Consider the following 21,761-nt stretch of genomic DNA (forward strand, 5'->3'; position numbering starts at 1 on the left):
CCCGGCCAGAACACCACCGAGGAGTACACCGATGTCGGTGAAAGCGGCGAATCGCGCCGAGCGGGGCAACGTCGTGCACCTGGCCCGACCGACATTGCGCGAGACGTTGGGCAAGCTGGCGCCCGGCACTCCCCTGCGGGACGGGCTGGAGCGCATCCTGCGCGGCCGTACCGGTGGGCTGATCGTGCTGGGCTACGACGACAGTGTCGAGGCCATCTGTGACGGCGGCTTCCCGCTGGACGTCCGCTTCGCGCCGACCCGGCTGCGAGAGCTGTCGAAGATGGACGGCGCCGTGGTGCTCTCCAGCGACCTCACCCGAATCCTGCGGGCAAACGTCCAGCTGGTGCCCGATCCCTCCATCCCCACCGATGAATCCGGCACCCGGCACCGGTCCGCCGAGCGCGCGGCCATCCAGACCGGTTTCCCCGTCGTGTCGGTCAGCCACTCGATGAGCATCGTGACGGTGTACGTGGCCGGTGAGCGGCACGTCGTCCCGGAATCGGCGACCATCCTGTCCCGTGCCAACCAGACCATCGCCACGCTGGAGCGGTACAAGTTCCGCCTCGACGAAGTCAGCAAGCAGCTGTCGATGGCCGAGATCGAGGACTTCGTGACGCTGCGGGACGTCATGACCGTCGTGCAGCGCATGGAGATGGTCCGCCGGATCAGCCTCGAGATCGACGCCGACGTCGTCGAGCTCGGTACCGACGGGCGTCAGCTCAAGCTGCAGCTCGACGAACTCGTCGGCGACAACGATGTCGCTCGCGAACTGATCGTGCGCGACTACCACGCCAACCCCGACCCGCCGGCCGCTGATCAGGTGACCGCCACGCTCGAGGAGCTCGACGCGTTGAGCGACAACGAACTGCTCGACTTCACCACGCTCGCAAGGGTTTTCGGTTATCCTTCGACTCCCGAGGCGCAAGATTCAGCGATGAGTTCGCGTGGCTACCGGGCCATGGCCGGCATCCCGCGCCTGCAGTTCGCGCACGTGGATCTGCTGGTGCGCTCGTTCGGATCGTTGCAGGGCCTGCTGGCCGCGAGCGCCGACGACCTGCAGTCGGTGGAAGGCATCGGGTCCATGTGGGCCCGCCACATCCGCGAGGGCTTGTCGTTGCTCGCCGAGTCGACTATCGCCGACCGCTTGGCCTGAGCTCAGTTGGCGGGGCCGGGCAGCGTCGGCTCGCCGGGCGCAGGTGCGGCCGGAGCAGGAGCCGGCGCCGGGGCCTCACCGGCCGGTGGCTCACCCGGCCCGGGCTGGTGCGCCTCTGATAGGACGAACGGCACCGGAGCCGACCGCAGGTTGCCAAGCTGGACGACCAGGTTGTACGTACCCGGGCCGATCGCCTGACGCGGCAGCGGGCAGTTGGGCGCCGAGCCCATGCCGGTCCACGTCACCTCGGTGGTCACCTGCTCGCCGGGCTTGAAGCTGCGGACAAGGGTCTCGTTCGACGGCGCGCAGTCCAGGTTGGACCACAGCCGGTTGTTGTCCAGCGAGTAGACGTAGGCGGCCAGCACCGCGGCACCGACGTCCCGCTTGCACTCGACCAAGCCGATGTTGGTGACCACCATGGTGAACTTCGGCTGGTCGCCGATCACGTAGGTGGGCTGGTTGGTAATGCCCTTGGCCGCGAGCGTGCTGTCCGGGCAGTCGTCACCGGCCTTGAGCACGGGCGGCGGGGTGACCGCCGTGGTCGGCGTGGGCGTCGGGGCCGGTGGCGCGTTCCCGGGCGGCGGCACGATCGGGCTCTTCACCCCGGGCGTCTCGCCCGGCAGCGGGGTCGCGGACGTCGACGTCTTCGCGGTGGACTGAGACTGTGTGGAATCGCCCGTGCTGTTGCTGAAGACCACAACGCCGATGATCACGACCAGCAGCAGGACGACCGCGCCGACACCGATGGCCAGCATCCGCCGTCGCCAATAGATTTGGGATGGCAGCGGGCCATGTGGTTCTAGATCCGGCACATTGTCACGGTAAGGGCACGAAACGTGGTGCGCCCTGACCCGGTGCGGCGTGTCGTCTGTGAACTGGGCCTCTGGCAATTCGCCACGTCGGGCCGACTACTCCCCGATGTCGCCGATGTGGTCGCGCTTGGTCACGCGGCCCTCGGCCAGGTGGTAGGTGGCGCCGACGATCGCGACCTTGCCCGACGCCAGCCGTTCGGCGATGACGTTGGACCGCTCGCTCAGCAGCCGCACGGTCTCGTTGACGTGCTTGGCCTCGAGCTCGTCGACCTCGAAGAGTCCTTCGCGCCGGCCGACGAGGATCGACGGCGTGACGCGCTCGACGATGTCGCGCACGTAGCCGCCGGGCACCGCGCCGTCGTCCAGTGCCGTAATCGTGGCCTGCACCGCGCCACAGCTGTCGTGGCCGAGCACGACGATCAGCGGTACTTCGAGGACCGCGACGGCGTATTCGATGGACCCGATCACCGCGGAATCGAGGACGTGGCCCGCGGTGCGCACCACGAACATGTCGCCGAGGCCCTGATCGAAGATGATCTCGGCGGCGACGCGGCTGTCTGCGCAACCGAACATCACTGCCGTCGGCTTCTGCCCACCGGCCAGCTGGGTCCGGCGTTCGATGCTCTGGCTGGGATGCGCTGGTTCACCGGCAACGAAACGCTCGTTACCCTCTTTCAGTGCTTTCCAGGCGCTTATCGGGTTCGAGTTGGGCATGCCGCCCATTGTGCCCTGCTCGCATAGTGGATGTGCAATGAGTTCAGGGCAAATTCTCATACCCGCCGGCGAGCTTCTGGGTTGGTATCGCACCGCGCAACGCGACTTACCGTGGCGCGCCCCGGATGTGACCGCGTGGCAAATCCTGGTCAGCGAGTTCATGTTGCAGCAGACCCCGGTTTCGCGGGTCGAACCGATCTGGCGGGACTGGATCGCCCGCTGGCCCACCCCGTCCGCGACCGCCGCAGCCGGCGCCGCGGACGTGCTGCGCGCCTGGGGCAAATTGGGTTATCCGCGCCGCGCCAAGCGTTTACACGAATGCGCCGAAGTCATCGCCACCGAGCACGACGACGAAGTGCCCCGCGACGTCGAGACCCTGCTGACACTGCCGGGCATCGGCGCCTACACCGCACGGGCCGTCGCCTGTTTCGCCTACCAGCAGGACGTTCCAGTGGTCGATACCAACGTGCGCCGGGTGGTCGCGCGCGCGGTGCGTGGCGTGGCCGACACCCCGGCGCGCACCCGCGATCTGGACGACGTCGCCGCGCTGCTGCCGAAAGATGGCACCGCACATGTGTTTTCGGCTGCGCTGATGGAACTCGGCGCAATCGTCTGCACTGCCCGCACACCGAAATGCGGGATATGTCCGCTGACCACGTGCGCCTGGCGGAGCGCCGGCCATCCCGAGATGTCCACACCAACGCGTCCCGTCCAGAAATACGCCGGCACCGACCGTCAGGTGCGCGGCCGGCTGTTGGATGTGTTGCGCGGCAGCGTGTCACCGGTGACCCGTGCCCAGTTGGACGTGGCGTGGCTGACCGACCCCGCGCAGCGGGACCGGGCTTTGGACTCACTGCTGGTCGACGGCCTGGTCGAGCAGACCGCCGACGACCGGTACGCCCTGGCCGGCGAGGGTGAGCGCACGGACTGACCGCCCGTTTACGTGAGAACGGTATGAAACCGGGTCCGTTCCAATGAGAACGGCATGAGTCCTTACCACATGCCAGAATCCTCGGATAGAACGGAAGCATGACCGCATACCGAATTTCAGGTGAACAGAACGTTAACAACCGTCGTCGCGGCCTCGTCATCGCCGGAGCCGCAGCAGCCGCTTTTGCCGCAGTGACCATCGCTCCGGCCGCGGCATCCGCGCTGCCGACCGGCGGCGGCTCGGCCGTCGACACCATCAACGAGCTGCAGGCCCGCGGCTACCACGTCCAGGTCAACACCAGCACCTCCGGACCGCTGTCCGCCTGCTCGGTGACCGACGTGCACGGGTTGTCTGGCAGCAACGTTGACGGCAGGGGCCAGCGGATCAACTCCGGCCAGTTCGACACCGTGTACGTCAACGTGCAGTGCAGGCCGCAGGGCTAGTCAACCGGTTGCGGCGCAACCAAATTAGGACAGGAGAAGCGCCGCCGGTAATCGGACGGATTGACGCCGACAACGCGCCGGAAATGGTGCCGCAGTAGCGTTGCGGTACCAAATCCGGCCCTGTCGGCCACCCGGTCCACATCGAGATCCGTCTCCTCCAGCAGCCTGCGTGCGTAGAGCACGCGCTGGTCGGTAACCCACTGCATCGGGGTCCGGCCGGTCTCCTCGACGAAGCGCCGCGCGAACGTCCGGCCGGACATGCTGGCCCGCTTGGCCAGGCTGTCCACCGTGTGCGGGTGACGCAGGTTGGTCAGAATCCAATCCAGGTGTGGCGCAAAGCCTTCCGAGCACCGCACCGGGATCGGCTGCTCGATGAACTGCCGCTGACCGCCGTCCCGCTGCGGCGGCACCACCATGCGGCGGGCGATCTTGTTGGTGATCTCGCTGCCCAGTTCGCGCCGCACCAGATGCAGGCAGGCGTCGATGCCCGCAGCCGTCCCCGCGCTCGTGATGAGATTCCCGTCGTCGACGAAGAGCACGTTGCGATCGACCCGGGCCGTTGGAAAGCGCCGGGCCAGCTTGTCGGCGTGCATCCAGTGCGTGGTGCATGCCCGCCCGTCGAGTAGGCCGGCCGCGCCCGCGACGAAGGCACCGGAGCAGATGGTCAAGACGATCGAGCCGGAGTCGGAAGCGTTCCGAACGGCTGCCAGCGCCTCCTGTGGATAGTCAGGACCCGCCACCGCCGGGATGGCGACGAGGTCAGCTCCCTGAAGTTGGTCGATGCCGTGATCGGGAACCAGTGCGGCGCCGACCGAGGTCCGCACCGGCCGCCCGGCCGCCGGCCCACACACCTTGAAATCGAAATTCGGCACGCCGTCGCCGGATCGGTCGATACCGAACACTTCGCACACCACGCCGAACTCGAACGGCGCCACCCCGTCCATCACCAGGACCGAGACACTCTTGATCATGGCAGCATTTTATCGATTGCCGTCCGAACTGCCACTGTTTATTCGGTTGCCGCCAATCCGAGAATTATCGATATGAACACTGTCCTGACCATGATCGCGATGGTCGCAATCATGGTCGCCCCATTCGCACTCGGCGCCGCGCTGAGCGCCATCACCCGAAATCCCGGTGCGCGCAATGGTTTCGGCAACTTCGACTGGACCGACGTCGGCGACAGCCGGGACCTGGCCCGCGCCGAGCATGACCTCGCCGCGGTGCGCTCCCGATTCGAATAGTCAGACGGACGCGAGAAAATCCTCGACCGCGCGGCGATAGACGTCAGGAGCGTCGTCGTGCACGAGGTGGCCGGCCCCTGGAACTTTCAAATATGTTGTCTGGTAACCGATCTCGGCCATCTTGCGCATCTGCCCCGGCGGTGCGACCGAGTTCCCCGCCTCGATGAGCAAGGTCGGCACCCGCACCGCCGCCCACTGCTGCCAGTAGTCCCGGGTGCCCCATTCCGCGGCGATGGCCACCCAGCGCCCGGCCTCGCCGTGCAGCCGCCAGCCGGTCTCGGTGCGGTCGAACGCGTCCAGGAAGTACTGGCCGGCAATGGGGCCGAACAGTTCCAGAACCTGTTGCGCCGAATCGAATTCGACCGGAAGCGAGTGCGCCCACGGGTCCCAGGCACCGATGGTGAAGCCGACGAAATCGGCTGCCATGTCCTCGACCACCAGCGCGGTGACCAGCTCCGGATGGGCCGCGGCCAGACACCAGCTGTGCAACCCGCCCATCGAGTGCCCGATCAACCGCGCCGGGCGCCCCAGTGAGCCGACCGCGTCGGCCAGATCGGCGACGAACCGCTCGGTGCTGATCGGCTCGCAGTCGTGGACGCCCCGGCCGCGGTGCCACGGCGCGTCGTAGGTGTACACCTCGCCCAGATCCGTCAACCACGGCAACTGCCGGTCCCAGGTGGTGCCGCGGCCCATCAATCCGTGCACCAGCACAATGGGCTCGCCGGTGCCACCTCGGGCGGTGAGCAGGTCCGTCGTCATAGCCCTATATTGCCTGCGAGGGCGGCCCTCCCGCACTGCGCCCATTGCGGGCCTCCGGCACGGCTGGGCAGCGCGGTAACCTGAACCACATGCCTGTGGTCAAGATCAACGCGATCGAAGTTCCGCCCAACGCCGGCCCCGAATTGGAGAAGCGGTTCGCGAACCGCGCCCACGCCGTGGACGGCCAGCCCGGCTTCCTCGGGTTCCAGCTGCTGCGCCCGGTCAAGGGCGAGAACCGCTACTTCGTGGTGACGCAGTGGGAGTCCGACGAGGCGTTCCAGGCCTGGGCCACCGGCCCGGCCGTCGAGGCCCATGCCGGGCAGCGGGCCAACCCCGTCGCCACCGGCGCATCCCTTCTCGAGTTCGAGGTTGTGTTGGACGTTGCGGGTTCCGGCCAGCACGCATAAGGCCCGTACTGCGCTGGCCACGGCCGGCACAGTGATCGTCGTCTTGGGTGGCTGCAGCACGCCTGCAGCCACCCCGCCACCATCGAGCGCCGCCTACGGCGCGCTGATAGACATGAGCACCCCGCAGGGCATGCGGTCCAGACAGACGATGGACATGCTCAACTCCGACTGGTCCATCGAGCCCGCCGGGGTCAAGACCCTTGCGGCGCCCGACCAGGTGGACGACATCACCTACCGGATGAAGTGGATCTGGTGGGACCGCCCGTTCAAGCTCACAGGCATCGACATCGGCGCCGGGCGGTCCACCCTGCACGTCACCAACTCCTATGGCGTGAACCAGGACATCCAGCTACATGTCGACGGCAAGGGCACCGTCGACCGCATGGAGGTCTCGCTGCGTCCGCCACCCGTCAAGTCATGGGCCGACGTCGACGCGCAGATCGCGAAGTCCGGCGCCCGCTACTCGTATCAGGTCGCCAAGGTCGTCGACGGCAAGTGCGTCAAGGTCGCCGGCACCAACGTCGACGAACCGATGCCGCTGGCGTCGATCATGAAGATCTACGTGCTGCTTGCCGTCGCCCGAGCGGTGTCTGCCGGCACCCTCAGCTGGGACGACAAGGTCACCGTCACCGCTGAGGGCAAGAAGCTCGGTTCGGCCGGCATGGACAACCTGGCGCCGGGCACGCAGGTGACGGTCCGCGAGGCCGCCCAGCAGATGATCTCGGTCAGCGACAACATGGCCACCGACATGCTGATCAACAAGGTAGGGCAGACCGCGGTCGATGAGGCTCTGGTCGTCGCCGGGCATCACGATCCGGCGAGCCTCACGCCCTACCCGACCATGCACGAGCTGTTCTCCATCGGCTGGGGCAAACCCGATGTCCGCGACGATTGGAAGAACGGCACCAAGGCGCAGCGCACAGCACTGCTGCAGCAGGTGAGCGCGCGTCCGTACGATCCGGACCCCTACCGCACCCGCACGCCGGCATCGAGCATCGGCGCCGAGTGGTACGGCAGCGCCGCCGATATCTGCCGCGAGCACGTCGCGGTGCAGACGGCCGCTGTCGGGGCCGCCGCGCCGGTACGCGACATCATGTCCAAGGTCTCCGGCATCGACCTGGACCGCACCAAGTGGCCCTACCTCGGCGCCAAGGGCGGCAACCTGCCCGGTGATCTGGGCTTCAGCTGGTATGCGGTCGACCACACCGGCCAGCCGTGGGTGGTGAACTTCCAGCTGACCTGGCCGACGTTCAAGGGTCAGACCGCGGCGCAGTGGCTGCTGAGCATCATCAAGCAGGCGTTCGACCTGATTCCGGTGCGGTGAGGACACAGTCGCCACAGCAGGCCGCGCGACCACCGGCCAGCCGGTAGATCAGACAGCAGCTGTTCCGCCGGAACGACGGCCCTGAGCGCAGTACTCCCCCGTCGACGCGTTGGTCCGCGAGCACCGCGTCTGCTGCTTCTCGGGCTTGCGTGGCCAAGTCGGATCGTGCCCGGACTATCTGCTGAGCCGCACTGTTGGCGGCCGATCCCACGTTGCCCCACAACACTTTTCGGCCGACGCCAAATCGCTCGAACGACTCGGTGAGCACCTCGACGGCGGGTGCACCGCCGACGGGTTCCGTCGAGACCGAAAGTGGGTACGGACCACCCAACCGGTCCTGCCAGGCCACGTCGGCCAACGACCACGTCACGGGTGCCCCGAGCGCCGCGGAGCCGATCATCGGCGCAATCAACCGCGCCACCAGCCCGAGGTGCGCGACCGACGCGGCGACCCGAATCTCCGGTTCCCCGTTGCCCATCAGCGCAGACCGCACCTTGTGCACGCGGGCGGTCAAGGCGTCCGGATCGCCGATCAGTTCGGCCATCGGCCGCCACGGCGCCGCCGGTGAATCATCGTGCCGCTCAACGGCAAAGAACGGACCGAAGGCGGCGAGCTCAGTCACTGCCGGGCCGTTGCACCAACCGGCGGGCAGCTTCCACGGCCGCCGCCCGACGCTCGGCGATGGTCTCCGCGGACATCGGCTGGTCGACGATGCGGTCGATACCGAACCCTCCAGCCGCCAGCGCGTACGTCATGTCATTGAGCAGCACCAGCAGGTCCATCGGGCGCCACGACGGATCGATGATCCCCTGCTCCTGAGCCTCGGCGATCCGGTCGAGCTTCGACTGGAAGATGCGTCGCAGCACGTGGTCGCCGAACATACCGTCGGCCGCTTCCAGTTCGATCCAGCGCTGCAACCGGGCACCGGCCGGATCGGCCACCATGTAGTCGAAGAGCGCGACGGTGTATCCGGGGACGTCGTCAGCTTTGAAGATCGCGTCGTACGGAGCGTCCTGAATCCACTGCTCCACCACCGCCTCGAACAGCTTCTGCTTGCTCGGAAAGTAGCTGTACAACCGCTCCTTGCTGGCATTGGCTTCGGCGGCAATACGATTCAACCGCGCACCGGCAAACCCGAGGGCAGAGAACTCCGCTTTCGCGGCAAACATGATGCGCTCACGTGTTGCATGTCCGGCCGCCCTCATAGCACCCGCCAGGGTAACAGCCAGCTACCTCACTGGTCGCGTTCGAGAAGAAAGTAGAACAGCTTGTCGGCGGTGCGCTGCCGCTTGCCATTCATGATGCCCATCAGGGTGTTGCCGTCGACCCTCTTGAAGTGATCGAAGATCGGCTGGCCGTCGTAGACCATGGTCGCCGTGGTCTCGCCGCGGAACTCGATGTCCCACAGTGATGCCCCACCGCGGCTGAGTTGGTGGTTGGAAAACAGCTGCCCCTCATCGTCATAACAGACGATCGGCTCGACATCGTTGAGCGAGTCGAAGAACTTTCCGTACCAGCGTGCCGCCTGGAGCTGACCGTTCATCTTGTGCCCGGTATGGAACTCGTCACCTTTCCAATGCCCAACCACATCCTCGGCACGGACGGTGTCCAGCGCCGACCAGATCTCGTCGAGTTCCGCGGTATCGACATCCGACTGACCCCGAAGTTCGGCAAAACGGCTCCGCGCGGTTTCGATGTTCACGAGCACTCCCGAGTCAGTTGGTTTGGATAACCAACCGTACTGCCAAACCAACTGGTTCGGCAAGACCCCGGACGGCCACGCAGTTCAGCCGAACGCGCGAGCTACATCAGTTGGCATCTGGTGAGTGGTTACGGCCGTCCGGCAGGCGAGTACGGCAGGTCGCTGCTGTTGTGCGGATCGACGTGCACCGGCCGGCCAATGTACGGAAACGCGCGCTGCGGGCACGCCGGGCGGTCGCAGATCTTGCAACCCGCCCCGATCGGCACCGCCGCGTCAGGATCGGCCAAATCGATCCCCGCCGCGTAGATCAGCTTCTCGGCATGAACCAGGTCACAGCCCAGCCCGATGGCAAAACGCTTACGCGGGCCGCGATATCGACTCGGGGCGGACGACGTGGTGCGGGCAATCCAGAAGTACGACCGGCCGTCCGGCATCTGCGCGACCTGGGTGATGAATTCGCCGGGCCGCTCGACGGCACGGTGGACCACCCACAGCGGACAGTTGCCACCCACTCGGGAGAAGTGAAAAGCCGTGGCGGACTGGCGCTTCGAGATATTTCCGGCACTGTCGGTGCGGACGAAGATAAAGGGCACGCCACGTGCGTCCGGCCGCTGCAGCGTCGAGAGGCGATGGCAGATGGTCTCGAACCCGACTTCGAACCGGCGCGCCAGTTGATCGATGTCGTAGCGCAGCTCCTCGGCCGCATCCAGAAACATCCGGTACGGCAGCAGCAGCGCACCGGCGAAATAGTTTGCCAGCCCGATGCGTGCGACTTCCCTTGCCTCGGAACTGAGTTGGTCAGCGGTGGCCACGATCGCGGAGATCAGTTCGGAGTGCCGAAGCAACGCCACCTGGGTGGCCATCTGGAACGCTCGCTGCCCGGGATGCAGCCAGCGCGCGACGTACAACACCCCGGTATCCGGCCGGTAGGACCGCTGCGCGTTGGGACCCAACACATCACCGTCGTCGATCACCACGGTGACGCCGAACTCGTCGGACAACAGGTCCGCGAGTTGCGCATCAAGCCCGCCCAGCCGCATCCGATGCTCCGCGAACAGCGCTTCCGCCGCCTCGTCCAGCTCACCGATGTAGTTCTTACGGTCGTAGAAGAAGTCCCGCACTTCCTCGAACGGCATCGGCTGTTGCCCGGGCACCGAGGCATCGACATTGGCCCGCGTATGCATCGCATCGAGTTCCGTTGTGGCGTCGAACAATCGGCGGTTCATGCTGACCAGCATCTGACCCACGGCCGGCATCCTGGCCACCAATTCCTCGATCTGGCCGGCGGTGGCCGGGGTGTCAGCCAGGATCTCGCGCAAGTCGGAAACCAGCCGCGCATCGGAATCGGGCGCGAAGTAATTGGTCGGCAGGTTGAACCGCTCAGCCAATGCCAGCAGTACCGGCACGGTCACGGGCCGCTGATCGTTTTCCAGCTGGTTGACATAGCTCGTCGACAGATCCAGGGCGCGCGCCAGCGCGACCTGGGTCAGGCCTTGTTCCTCGCGCAGCCGTCGCAGACGGGCGCCCACGAATGTCTTTGCCACTGCGGCCAGCGTAACCCGTAGCGCTTACACAAAGTTCGCAAACATCCGCGGCGAAGGACACAACATTACGCATTTACAGGGGGTTTCGGGCGAACATCGCGCTGCGTAGCGTGCGAATCATGCAGACACACGAGGTACGCACCCGACGCAGCGCCGAAGAGTTCCCCCGCTCGGAACACCTGGCCTGGAAGATCGCCGAAGTCGCCGCCGACCCGGTCGAGGTCACCCCCGAGGTCGAGGCGATGGTCATCAACCGCATCATCGACAACGCTTCGGTGTCTGCTGCGTCGGTGATCCGCCGCCCGGTGACTGTCGCCCGTACTCAAGCCCAGGCCCATCGCACCCCGCGCGGAGCGACCGTGTTCGGCATCGACGGCACCTACTCACCCGAATGGGCCGCCTGGGCCAACGGTGTGGCCGTGCGCGAACTCGACTTCCACGACACGTTCCTCGCTGCCGAGTACTCCCACCCGGGTGACAACATCCCGGCGCTGGTCGCGGTGGCCCAGCAGCTCGACGTCCGCGGCAGCGACCTGATCCGCGGCATCGCCACCGCCTACGAAGTCCAGATGGACCTGGTCCGCGGAATCTGCCTGCACGAGCACAAGATCGACCACGTCGCACACCTCGGCCCGTCCGTCGCGGCCGGCCTCGGCACCATGCTGCGCCTGGACCCCGACACCATCTACGCCGCCGTCGGCCAGGCGCTCCACCTGACCACCGCCACCCGGCAGTCCCGCAAGGGCCTGATCTCCAGCTGGAAGGCCTACGCCCCGGCGCTGGCCGGCAAGGTCGCCATCGAGGCCGTCGACCGCGCCATGCGCGGCGAGGGCTCCCCCGCTCCCATCTGGGAAGGCGAGGACGGCGTCATCGCCTGGCTGTTGTCCGGACCCGAGCACACCTACCAGGTGCCGCTGCCTGGTCCCGACGAGCCCAAGCTGGCCATCCTCGACAGCTACACCAAGGAGCACAGCGCCGAGTATCAGAGCCAGGCCCCGATCGACCTCGCCCGCCGGATGCGTTCGCGGATCGGTGATCTCGATCAGATCGCCACCATCGTGCTGCACACCAGCCACCACACCCACGTGGTCATCGGGACGGGCTCGAACGATCCGCAGAAGTTCGATCCGGACGCGTCCCGCGAGACGCTCGACCACTCGGTGATGTACATCTTCGCGGTGGCGCTGCAGGACGGCGAATGGCACCACGAACGGTCCTACGCGCCGGAGCGGGCACACCGGCCCGACACCATCGAGCTGTGGCACAAGATCTCCACCGTCGAGGACCCCGAGTGGACCCGGCGCTACCACTCGAATGACCCGGCCGAGAGGGCCTTCGGCGCTCGTGCCGTGGTGACGCTCAAGAGCGGCGAAGTGCTCGTCGACGAGCTGGCCGTGGCGGACGCCCACCCACTGGGTGCGCGCCCATTCGGGCGTGAGCAGTACCGCAACAAGTTCACGGTGCTCGCCGACGGTGTCATCGCCCAGGTCGAGCAGGAGCGGTTCCTGAACGTCGTGGACGGACTCGCCGGCCTGAAGCCCGGCAGCCTCGATGCGCTCAACCTGCGAGTCGAGCAGGTTGTCTTGGACAAGGCGCCGACGATCCCGAGCGGAATTTTCCGATGAGCGCCGGCCTGCTGGGCTCGACGGTCTCGGCCGCCGACAAGCGCGTCAACTTCCGGTCCGCACTGAATTCCGGCCGGCTGCAACGCTATCCGGGCGCATTCTCACCGCTGGTGGCAAAGCTCGTGTCGGAGATCGGATTCGAGGGGGTCTACGTCTCGGGCGCGGTGCTGTCGGCCGACCTCGGCCTGCCCGATATCGGATTGACCACCCTCAGCGAGGTCGCCGGCCGCAGCGCCCAGATCGCCGCGGCCACCGACCTGCCCACACTGGTCGACGCCGACACCGGTTTCGGTGAACCGATGAGCGCCGCCCGCACCATCACCATCCTGGAGGATGCCGGCCTGGCCGGCTGCCACCTCGAGGATCAGGTGAACCCGAAGCGGTGCGGCCACCTGGATGGCAAGGCCGTGGTACCCGCGGGCGAGATGATCAAGCGGTTGCGCGCGGCGGTGGCCGCGCGCCGGGACCCCAATTTCATCATCTGTGCCAGAACTGACGCGGCGGGCATCGAGGGCATCGACTCCGCCATCAACCGGGCGAAGGCCTATGCGGACGCCGGCGCCGATCTGATCTTCACCGAGGCGCTTTCCACCCCAGGTGAATTCGAGCGCTTCCGGGCAGCGGTCGATACGCCATTGCTGGCCAACATGACCGAGTTCGGCAAGTCCGAACTCGTCACGGCTCAGCAGCTGTCCGACATCGGATACAACATGGTGATCTACCCGGTCACCACGCTGCGCCTGGCGATGTACGCGGTCGAGGTGGGCTTGCGCGAAATCCACTCGGCTGGAACGCAAGCCGGGCTACTGGACCAGATGCAGCATCGCAGCCGGCTCTACGAGTTGCTGCGCTACGCCGAATACAACGAATTCGATTCAGACATCTTCAATTTCACCCTCCAGGACGGGACAGCATGACCACCACCGCACCGGATACACCGCGCATCCACAAGGGCCTGGCCGGCGTCGTCGTCGACACCACCGCCATCTCCAAGGTCGTGCCCGAGACCAACAGCCTGACCTACCGGGGTTACCCGGTACAGGATCTGGCGATGCGGTGCTCTTTCGAGCAGGTCGCCTACCTGCTGTGGCACGGCGAGCTGCCGTCCGACCAGGAGCTGGCCATGTTCAGCCAGCGCGAACGCGCATCCCGGCGGGTCGACCGGTCGATGTACTCGCTGCTGGCGAAGCTGCCCGAGAGCTGCCACCCGATGGACGTGGTGCGCACCGCGATCAGCTATCTGGGCGCCGAGGACCCTGAAGAGGACAACAGCACCGCGACAGCTAATTACGCCAAGTCGCTGCGGATGTTCGCCGTCCTGCCGACCATCGTCGCCGCCGACATCCGGCGTCGGCAGGGTCTGCCGCCCATCGCACCGCACAGCCACCTGGGCTACGCGGAGAACTTCCTGAACATGTGTTTCGGCGACGTGCCGGAGCCGGCGATCGTCGAGGCGTTCAGCCAGTCGATGGTGCTGTACGCCGAACACAGCTTCAACGCGTCGACCTTTGCCGCCCGCGTGGTGACCTCCACCCAGTCGGACATCTACAGCGCCGTCACCGCGGCCATCGGAGCCCTCAAAGGTTGTCTGCACGGCGGTGCGAACGAAGCCGTCATGCACGACATGCTGGAGATCGGCTCCGCCGACAATGCCGCGAAGTGGTTGCACGGCAAGCTGTCCCGCAAGGACAAGGTGATGGGCTTCGGCCACCGTGTCTACAAGAACGGCGACTCACGGGTCCCCACGATGAAGGCAGCCTTCGAGCGGGTGGTGGCGGCGCGGGGTGGGCAACAGTGGCTGGACATCTACCACGTGCTGGAGCGGGACATGTTCGCCGCCACCGGCATCAAGCCGAACCTCGACTTCCCCACCGGGCCCGCCTACTACCTGATGGGCTTCGACATCCCGGTCTTCACACCGCTTTTCGTGATGTCCCGGATCACCGGCTGGACGGCACACATCATGGAGCAGGCGGCGTCGAACGCATTGATCCGTCCCCTGAGCGAATACTCGGGCCAACCACAACGTTCCATTGCCTGAGCGCGCAATCCGCAAAGTCCTCGTCGCCAACCGCGGCGAGATCGCGATCCGGGCCTTCCGGGCGGCCTATGAAATGGGCATCGCGACGGTGGCGGTGTACGCACACGAGGACCGGAACTCCCCGCACCGATTGAAGGCCGACGAGTCCTATCAGATCGGCGAACCCGGGCACCCGGTCCGGGCCTACCTGTCCGTGGAAGAGATCATCCGGGTGGCCCAGCTGTCCGGTTCCGACGCCGTCTACCCCGGGTACGGATTCCTTTCGGAAAACCCGGAATTGGCGTCGGCCTGTGCGGCCGCCGGCATCACCTTCGTCGGCCCCGGCGCCGACGTGTTGGAGCTCACCGGCAACAAGGCCAGTGCCATCGCGGCGGCCCGGGCCGCCGGCCTGCCAGTGCTCGCCTCATCCGACCCATCGTCCTCGGTCGGCGATCTGCTCACGGCCGCAGCCGATATGGAATTCCCGCTGTTCGTCAAGGCGGTCTCCGGCGGCGGTGGCCGCGGCATGCGACGGGTGGCCGCACCCGCCGATCTGGCCGAGGCCATCGAAGCGGCTTCACGGGAAGCGGAATCGGCATTCGGTGACCCGATGGTCTACCTCGAGCAGGCGGTCCTCAATCCGCGCCATATCGAGGTGCAGATCCTGGCTGACGGCACCGGCGAGGTGATCCATCTCTTCGAGCGGGACTGCAGTGTGCAGCGTCGGCACCAGAAGGTGATCGAGCTGGCGCCGGCGCCCAATCTCACCGACGAACTACGGGCCCGTATCTGTTCTGACGCAGTGACATTCGCCCGCCACATCCGGTACTTCTGTGCCGGCACCATCGAGTTCCTTCTCGACGAGCGCGGGCACCACGTGTTCATCGAGTGCAATCCCCGCATTCAGGTCGAGCACACGGTCACCGAGGAGATCACCGATGTGGACCTGGTGGCTTCCCAGTTGCGGCTTGCTTCCGGCGAGTCGTTGACCGATCTCGGACTGAGCCAGGACACGCTCCGGATCCGCGGCGCCGCAATGCAATGCCGGATCACCACCGAGGATCCCGCCAACGGGTTCCGGCCGGACACCGGCCGCATCACCGCCTACCGCAGTCCCGGCGGCGCCGGAGTCCGATTGGACGGCGGCACCAACGTCGGTGCCGAGATCAGTGCGCATTTCGACTCCATGCTGGTCAAGCTCAGCTGCCGGGGCCATGACTTCGCCACCGCGGTCACGCGAGCCCGCCGGGCCCTTGCCGAGTTCCGCATCCGCGGGGTGTCGACGAACATCCCGTTCCTGCAGGCGGTTCTGGACGACCCGGACTTCGCTGCGGGCAACGTGTCCACCGCATTCATCGACCAACGGCCACAGCTGCTGACCGCCCATACCCCGAGCGACCGCGGCACCCGCATCCTCAACTACCTCGCCGATGTCACGGTCAACAAGCCGCACGGTGTGCGGCGGTCAACGGTGTATCCGCGCGACAAGCTGCCGGACATCGATCTGTCCATCCCGGCACCGGCGGGCAGCAAGCAGCTGCTGACCGAGTTGGGGCCAGCGGGCTTTGCGGCTGCGCTGCTGGAATCGCCGCGACTGTGGGTCACCGACACCACGTTCCGCGATGCCCACCAGTCGCTGCTGGCCACCCGGGTGCGGACGTCGGGCCTGGTGAAGGTGGCCCCATATGTCGCCCGCATGATGCCGCAGCTGCTGTCCGTCGAATGCTGGGGTGGCGCGACTTACGACGTGGCCCTTCGCTTCCTGAAGGAAGACCCGTGGGAGCGACTCGCCGCACTGCGGGAGGCGATGCCCAACATCTGCCTGCAGATGTTGCTACGCGGACGCAACACCGTCGGCTATACCCCGTATCCGGTGTCGGTCACGTCGGCGTTCGTGCAGGAAGCCACGGCCACCGGTGTCGATATCTTCCGGATCTTCGACGCGCTCAACAACGTCGAATCGATGCGCCCAGCCATCGATGCGGTACGCGAAACCGGTTCCGCGGTAGCCGAAGTGGCCATGTCGTACACCGGTGACCTGACCGACCCGAGCGAGACGCTGTACACGCTGGATCACTGGCTCAAGGTGGCCGAGCAGATCGTCGACGCCGGCGCGCATGTGCTGGCGATCAAGGATATGGCGGGGCTGTTGCGGCCACCTGCCGCGGCAGCCCTGGTGTCAGCGTTGCGGTCCCGGTTCGATCTGCCGGTGCACGTTCATACCCACGACACCCCGGGTGGCCAGTTGGCGACCTACCTTGCCGCCTGGCAGGCAGGCGCCTCAGCGGTCGACGGTGCCGCGGCTCCCCTGGCCGGGACCACCAGCCAGCCGGCGCTGTCGTCCATCGTCGCAGCCGCGGCTCACACCGAGCACGACACCGGCCTCTCGCTGACCAACGTCTGTGAGCTCGAGCCGTACTGGGAGGCGCTGCGCCGGGTGTACGCCCCGTTCGAGGCCGGGCTGCCGGCGCCGACCGGCCGCGTCTACACCCATGAGATACCGGGCGGTCAGCTCAGCAACCTCCGCACCCAGGCCGTTGCCCTCGGGCTGGGCGGCCGGTTCGAGGACATCGAGAACGCTTATGCCGGAGCGGATCACGTCCTGGGCCGGCTGGTGAAGGTGACCCCGTCGAGCAAGGTGGTCGGCGACCTGGCGCTGGCGCTGGTCGGTGCCGGGATAAGTGCCGAGGAGTTCGCGGCCGATCCCGATCGTTACGACATCCCGGACTCGGTGATCGGCTTCTTCCGTGGCGAACTCGGCGACCCGGCCGGTGGCTGGCCGGAGCCGCTGCGTACCAAGGCGCTTCGGGGCCGGGCGCAACAAAGGTCGAGTGCCGCACTCACCGTCGAGGACTACGCCGAACTCGCCGCGCCGGGACCCCGCCGCCGCGCCGCGCTGAACCGGCTACTCTTTCCCGGGCCGACCCGCGAATTCGTCTCGCACAGGGAGCAATTCGGCGATACCTCGAGCCTGAGCGCCAACCAGTTCTTCTACGGGCTGCGCCACGGCGAGGAGCACCGGGTCAGGTTGAAGAAGGGTGTCGAGCTGCTGATCGGGCTGGAGGCCATCTCCGAACCCGACGATCGCGGCATGCGCACAGTACTGTGCCTGTTGAACGGTCAGCTGCGCCCGATCCTGGTGCGCGACAGGCTGATCGACAGCGCCGTCCCGGCCGCCGAGAAAGCGGACCGGGGCAACCCAGATCATGTCGCCGCACCCTTCGCGGGCGTGGTCACCATCGGAGTGGCAGTCGGGGACGCCGTAGCGGCCGGTCAGACGGTGGCAACCATCGAAGCGATGAAGATGGAGGCCGCGATCACTTCACCGAAGGCCGGCACCGTCAAGCGGATCGCGGTGGCTCCTACCGCAAGCGTCGAGGGTAGTGACCTACTTGTCGTGGTGAGCTGACCGAGGCCATGGTCACGGCACGACGGCAAGCTTGCCGTGACCATGGCCCGTGGTGCTCGCGGACAGTGCGGCGGCAGCTTCGGTGAGTGGATAGGTCCGACTGATCGAGACGACGAGTCGGTCCTGCGCTGCGAGTGCGGCGAGTTCCCTGAGGGCGGAACCCAATTCGCTGCCCGCACCACCGGCATGTACTTGGATGCCGGTGCCGGCCGCGTCAAAGGCGACCAGCGTGAGAACGCGCGCCGGATTGCCCGTGAGTTCGATCGACAACGGAATCTCCCCGCGGCCAGAGGCATCGAGCACGGCGTCGACGCCCTCGGGCGCGACGGCCCGGACCCTTTCGAGCAGACCGTCGCCATAGGTGACCGGCGTCGCGCCGAGCGAACGCAAGTATTCGTGGTTGGATTCGCTCGCCGTACCAATGACATTGACGCCTTGCGCCTTGGCGATTTGGACGGCAAACGTGCCCACTCCACCCGCTGCCGCATGGATGAGCAGCGTCTCACCTGGCTTGACGTCAAGCTTCTTCAGCACGGCGTACGCGGTGCCCCCGGCGCCCGCCAGCGAGCCCGCCACCTCCCAGGCGACACCGGCGGGCTTGCGGACGATATCGGCAGATTCTGCCAGCGCATGATCGGCGAACGACCCGGTCGTCGACCGGCCCAGGACCTCGTCGCCAACCGCCCATTCGGTGACCTCAGATCCGACGGCATCAACGACACCAGCCACGTCGGACCCCACGCCTGCGGGTAGCTCAAGAGGCATCAGTTCACGCATGTAGCCGGCGACGATCTTCCAGTCGATCGGGTTGACCCCGGCGGCGCGTACCGCGATACGCACCTGAGTCGGTCCAGGCACCGGAGGCAGCACATCGACCACTCGCAGGACCCCGGGCGTGCCGTATTCGGCGAACTGCACAATTCTCGACATCTCTCCGTCTCCGATCAGGTTCCGATACCAGCCTATGAAGCAGAAGGCGTCGACCGTGAGATGTATTTCTGGTCATGCAGTAAACGGCAGTGCCCCGGAATCCGAATCAGATTCCGGGGCACTGTGTTTGAACTACCCCGTAGCGCGCACCAACCGCGCGGCCTGCACCATGTGCCGCAACGACTCGGTCACCTCATCGGTCTTACGGGTCTTCAGACCGCAGTCCGGGTTGACCCACAGCCGTTCCGCCGGAACGGCACCGAGCGCATGGCGCAACGACGTCACCATCTCGTCTGCGGTCGGAACGCGTGGCGAGTGGATGTCGTACACACCCGGACCGACGCTGTTCGCGAACCCGATCCCGTTGAGGTCGTCGAGCACCTCCATGTGCGAACGCGCCGCTTCGATGGACGTGACGTCGGCATCGAGGTCGGCGATGGCACCGATGACCTCACCGAACTCCGAGTAGCACAGGTGGGTATGGATCTGGGTGGCATCACTGACTCCCGAGGTGGAGAGACGAAACGCATCCACCGCCCACTTGAGGTAGGCCGCCTTGTCGGCGTCCCGCAGCGGCAGCAGCTCACGCAGTGCCGGCTCGTCGACCTGGATGATCGCGATACCCGCGGACTGCAGATCGACCGTTTCGTCGCGGATGGCCAGTGCCACCTGATTGGCAGAGTCGGCCAGCGGCTGATCATCGCGGACGAACGACCAGGCCAGGATGGTCACCGGACCGGTGAGCATGCCCTTGACGGGCTTGTCGGTCAGCGTCTGTGCATACGTCGCCCAGTCCACCGTCATCGGCTGCCTGCGGGTGACGTCGCCGAACAGGACCGGCGGGCGCACGCAACGACTGCCATAAGACTGCACCCAACCGTTCTTGGTGGCGAAGAAGCCGTCCAGCTGCTCGGCGAAGTACTGCACCATGTCGTTGCGCTCGGGCTCGCCGTGCACCAGCACGTCCAGGCCCAGGTCCTCCTGCAACCGGATGACGGTCTCGACCTCTGCCTTCATCCGGTTGGTGTACTCGGTCTCGTCGATCTCGCCGCCCACCAGTGCGGCTCGCGCCTTGCGGATCTCGACGGTCTGCGGGAACGAGCCGATGGTGGTGGTCGGCAGCGACGGCAGATCGAGCCGCGCGTCCTGCGCCTTACGCCGCTCGACTGCGGGGCCGCGGCCGAGACCGCCGGCCAGCACCGCATCCAGCCGGGTCCGGACCTCGTCGTTGTGCAGACGGGGGTCCCGCACCCGCGATGCGACTGCCCGGCTGGACGCCTCCAGCTCAGCGGCAACCGAGTCGCGGCCCGAGCGCAGCGCCGTCGCCAACGTCGCGACCTCTTCGACCTTCTCGGCACCGAATGCCAACCAGCTGCGCAGCGCATCGTCCAGTTCTGTCTCCGACTCGAGGGAGTACGGCACATGCAGCGTCGAGCACGACGTCGAAACCGCGACCGCCGCAGCACTTCCGACCAACCCATCCAGCCGGGCGAGGGCCGCGTGCAGGTCGGTGCGCCAGATGTTGCGACCATCGACGACACCTGCCACCAACAGTTTGTCCGCCAGGCCCGATATCGACTGGTCCCCACCGGCGACGAAATCGACTGCAACACCCTCGATCTGGGTACGGGCCAGCGCCGGCAGGACGGCGCCCGGTTCACCGAAGTACGTCGCCACCAGGATCGCCGGGCGCTTGGCTGCACCCGCGAGCGCGGTATAGACCTGCTCGGCCAGTTCAGGACCATTGTCGAGGATGTCGGTGACCAGCACCGGTTCGTCGACCTGGACCCACTCGGCTCCGGCATCGGCCAGCCGGCCCAACAAATCGGTGTACAACGGCAGCAGCTCACCGAGGCGCTCGATGGGCGCACCCGCGCCGTCGACCGCTTTACTCAGCGCCAGGAAGGTGATCGGCCCGATGATTACCGGGCGGGCCGGAACCCCTTGCGATCGGGCTTCTTTGAGTTCGGACAGCACCTTCTCCGGATGCAGCGTGAACGCGGTGTCGGGACCGATCTCCGGGACCAGGTAGTGGTAATTGGTGTCGAACCACTTGGTCATCTCCAGTGGGGCGATATCCGCGGTGCCGCGTGCCGCGGCGAAGTAGCGGTCCAGGTCGTCGGCAACGCCGCGCACCCGGTTCGGCAGAGCACCGAGCAGCGCCGCAGTATCGAGGAATTGGTCGTAGTACGAAAAGGTGTTGACGGGAACGGAATCCAGGCCGGCTCGAGTCAGCTCCGAGAGGGCATCGCGACGCAGTCCTGCGGCGATCTCTTCGAGCGCGGCCCGATCTATCCGGCCCGCCCAGTACCGTTCGACGGCCCGCTTCAGCTCCCGGTTCGGGCCGATGCGAGGCGCACCGAGAATGGTTGCGGTGAATGGTGTTGACAACTGACGTCCTTCACATGCGACGGAAGTGCGCACCGCCCAAGGACATCCATCGAGGGCAGCCGAGACCGCCCTCGGCGATCAGCCCATTCCACGAGGCGATGCACCGCCGGACGCGGCGCATCCGGCACAGCTGGCAGGTCTTCGGACTCGCAGGCGCGCACCCTCGGGTGCACCTAATGGCCGTCGCTTCCCAGTTCGGGGTGAACCAGTGCGGTTGACGGCGGTCGTTCCTGCATACCGCTGCGGGACAGTCCCGGATTCTCACCGGGTTCCCTCTCATGGCGATTACCCGCCATTCGATGCCTCAAACGCCGAAGCGCTGTTGGCAAACCAGCTGCGCTCCGGAGATTACC

The 21,761-nt window shown here is 66.6% G+C and carries 20 protein-coding genes and 1 riboswitch; of the genes, 10 read left to right on the top strand and 10 right to left on the bottom strand.

Annotation, left to right across the window (positions count from 1 at the left end; genetic code table 11):
* The first annotated feature begins 31 nt into the window (after window positions 1–31).
* Window positions 32–1,153, top strand: a complete 1,122-nt coding sequence (gene disA, locus G6N59_RS13640; RefSeq protein WP_138232795.1) for a DNA integrity scanning diadenylate cyclase DisA — start codon at window positions 32–34, stop codon at window positions 1,151–1,153.
* A 2-nt stretch (window positions 1,154–1,155) separates the two neighbouring features.
* Here the strand turns inward: disA and G6N59_RS13645 are convergent, their stop codons facing one another.
* On the bottom strand, window positions 1,156–1,965 hold the full coding sequence (locus G6N59_RS13645) for a hypothetical protein (RefSeq protein WP_163911309.1): 810 nt from the start codon (window positions 1,963–1,965) through the stop codon (window positions 1,156–1,158).
* A gap of 96 nt (window positions 1,966–2,061) precedes the next feature.
* Window positions 2,062–2,679: a carbonic anhydrase gene (locus tag G6N59_RS13650; RefSeq protein WP_138232796.1), complete on the bottom strand. Its 618-nt coding sequence runs from the start codon at window positions 2,677–2,679 to the stop codon at window positions 2,062–2,064.
* A 37-nt stretch (window positions 2,680–2,716) separates the two neighbouring features.
* On the opposite strand from G6N59_RS13650, the gene G6N59_RS13655 reads away from it, so the two are divergent.
* Both G6N59_RS13655 and G6N59_RS13660 read left to right on the top strand, forming a co-directional pair.
* Window positions 2,717–3,610 (top strand): iron-sulfur binding domain-containing protein, encoded by an 894-nt coding sequence (locus G6N59_RS13655; RefSeq protein WP_138232797.1) that lies wholly within the window; start codon window positions 2,717–2,719, stop codon window positions 3,608–3,610.
* Window positions 3,611–3,708: 98 nt separating this feature from the next.
* On the top strand, window positions 3,709–4,053 hold the full coding sequence (locus tag G6N59_RS13660; RefSeq protein WP_138232798.1) for a hypothetical protein: 345 nt from the start codon (window positions 3,709–3,711) through the stop codon (window positions 4,051–4,053).
* On the opposite strand, the gene G6N59_RS13665 is transcribed toward G6N59_RS13660, so the two are convergent.
* Window positions 4,050–5,024, bottom strand: a complete 975-nt coding sequence (locus tag G6N59_RS13665; protein WP_138232799.1) for a GlxA family transcriptional regulator — start codon at window positions 5,022–5,024, stop codon at window positions 4,050–4,052. The genes G6N59_RS13660 and G6N59_RS13665 overlap by 4 nt on opposite strands.
* 72 nt (window positions 5,025–5,096) lie before the next feature.
* Between G6N59_RS13665 and G6N59_RS13670 the strand changes: the two genes are divergently transcribed.
* Window positions 5,097–5,297 carry a hypothetical protein gene (locus G6N59_RS13670; protein ID WP_138232800.1) on the top strand — a complete coding sequence of 67 codons (201 nt, stop codon included), beginning with the start codon at window positions 5,097–5,099 and terminating at the stop codon, window positions 5,295–5,297.
* Here the strand turns inward: G6N59_RS13670 and G6N59_RS13675 are convergent, their stop codons facing one another.
* Complete coding sequence (locus tag G6N59_RS13675; RefSeq protein ID WP_138232801.1) at window positions 5,298–6,056, bottom strand: alpha/beta fold hydrolase; 759 nt, start codon at window positions 6,054–6,056, stop codon at window positions 5,298–5,300.
* Between the two features lie 89 nt (window positions 6,057–6,145).
* On the opposite strand from G6N59_RS13675, the gene mhuD reads away from it, so the two are divergent.
* Both mhuD and G6N59_RS13685 read left to right on the top strand, forming a co-directional pair.
* Window positions 6,146–6,463, top strand: a complete 318-nt coding sequence (mhuD, locus tag G6N59_RS13680; RefSeq protein ID WP_138232802.1) for a mycobilin-forming heme oxygenase MhuD — start codon at window positions 6,146–6,148, stop codon at window positions 6,461–6,463.
* On the top strand, window positions 6,438–7,787 hold the full coding sequence (locus tag G6N59_RS13685) for a serine hydrolase (protein ID WP_138232803.1): 1,350 nt from the start codon (window positions 6,438–6,440) through the stop codon (window positions 7,785–7,787). The genes mhuD and G6N59_RS13685 overlap by 26 nt, the downstream gene beginning before the upstream one ends.
* Here the strand turns inward: G6N59_RS13685 and G6N59_RS13690 are convergent.
* From G6N59_RS13690 to G6N59_RS13705, 4 genes are all read right to left on the bottom strand, one after another.
* The gene (locus G6N59_RS13690; RefSeq protein ID WP_163911313.1) at window positions 7,753–8,409 is read right to left on the bottom strand and encodes a (2Fe-2S)-binding protein; all 657 of its coding nucleotides are present in this window, start codon (window positions 8,407–8,409) and stop codon (window positions 7,753–7,755) included. The two genes, G6N59_RS13685 and G6N59_RS13690, sit on opposite strands and share 35 nt — an antisense overlap.
* Window positions 8,402–8,956 (bottom strand): TetR family transcriptional regulator, encoded by a 555-nt coding sequence (locus G6N59_RS13695; protein WP_138232805.1) that lies wholly within the window; start codon window positions 8,954–8,956, stop codon window positions 8,402–8,404. The genes G6N59_RS13690 and G6N59_RS13695 overlap by 8 nt, the downstream gene beginning before the upstream one ends.
* 65 nt (window positions 8,957–9,021) lie before the next feature.
* Entirely contained in the window at window positions 9,022–9,489 is a 468-nt protein-coding gene (locus tag G6N59_RS13700) for a DUF4334 domain-containing protein (protein WP_138232806.1), read from the bottom strand.
* Between the two features lie 128 nt (window positions 9,490–9,617).
* Window positions 9,618–11,042 (bottom strand): short-chain fatty acyl-CoA regulator family protein, encoded by a 1,425-nt coding sequence (locus G6N59_RS13705; RefSeq protein ID WP_170212461.1) that lies wholly within the window; start codon window positions 11,040–11,042, stop codon window positions 9,618–9,620.
* Between the two features lie 110 nt (window positions 11,043–11,152).
* Between G6N59_RS13705 and prpD the strand changes: the two genes are divergently transcribed.
* The 4 genes from prpD to G6N59_RS13725 are packed head-to-tail and all read left to right on the top strand — an operon-like array spanning window position 11,153 to window position 18,087.
* Complete coding sequence (gene prpD, locus G6N59_RS13710; RefSeq protein WP_179970314.1) at window positions 11,153–12,658, top strand: 2-methylcitrate dehydratase PrpD; 1,506 nt, start codon at window positions 11,153–11,155, stop codon at window positions 12,656–12,658.
* On the top strand, window positions 12,655–13,575 hold the full coding sequence (gene prpB / locus G6N59_RS13715) for a methylisocitrate lyase (RefSeq protein ID WP_138232809.1): 921 nt from the start codon (window positions 12,655–12,657) through the stop codon (window positions 13,573–13,575). The genes prpD and prpB overlap by 4 nt, the downstream gene beginning before the upstream one ends.
* The gene (locus tag G6N59_RS13720) at window positions 13,572–14,699 is read left to right on the top strand and encodes a bifunctional 2-methylcitrate synthase/citrate synthase (RefSeq protein WP_138232810.1); all 1,128 of its coding nucleotides are present in this window, start codon (window positions 13,572–13,574) and stop codon (window positions 14,697–14,699) included. Before prpB ends, G6N59_RS13720 begins: the two co-directional genes overlap by 4 nt.
* The gene (locus G6N59_RS13725) at window positions 14,692–18,087 is read left to right on the top strand and encodes a pyruvate carboxylase (protein ID WP_138232811.1); all 3,396 of its coding nucleotides are present in this window, start codon (window positions 14,692–14,694) and stop codon (window positions 18,085–18,087) included. Before G6N59_RS13720 ends, G6N59_RS13725 begins: the two co-directional genes overlap by 8 nt.
* Before the next feature lie 12 nt (window positions 18,088–18,099).
* On the opposite strand, the gene G6N59_RS13730 is transcribed toward G6N59_RS13725, so the two are convergent.
* Complete coding sequence (locus tag G6N59_RS13730; protein ID WP_138232812.1) at window positions 18,100–19,017, bottom strand: NADP-dependent oxidoreductase; 918 nt, start codon at window positions 19,015–19,017, stop codon at window positions 18,100–18,102.
* Window positions 19,018–19,149: 132 nt separating this feature from the next.
* Window positions 19,150–21,408: a 5-methyltetrahydropteroyltriglutamate--homocysteine S-methyltransferase gene (gene metE / locus G6N59_RS13735; RefSeq protein ID WP_138232813.1), complete on the bottom strand. Its 2,259-nt coding sequence runs from the start codon at window positions 21,406–21,408 to the stop codon at window positions 19,150–19,152.
* Window positions 21,409–21,523: 115 nt separating this feature from the next.
* Window positions 21,524–21,716: riboswitch (cobalamin riboswitch) on the bottom strand.
* Between the last annotated feature and the right edge of the window lie 45 nt (window positions 21,717–21,761).

It is taken from the genome of Mycolicibacterium aubagnense (genome assembly GCF_010730955.1).
GTDB lineage: Bacteria > Actinomycetota > Actinomycetes > Mycobacteriales > Mycobacteriaceae > Mycobacterium > Mycobacterium aubagnense.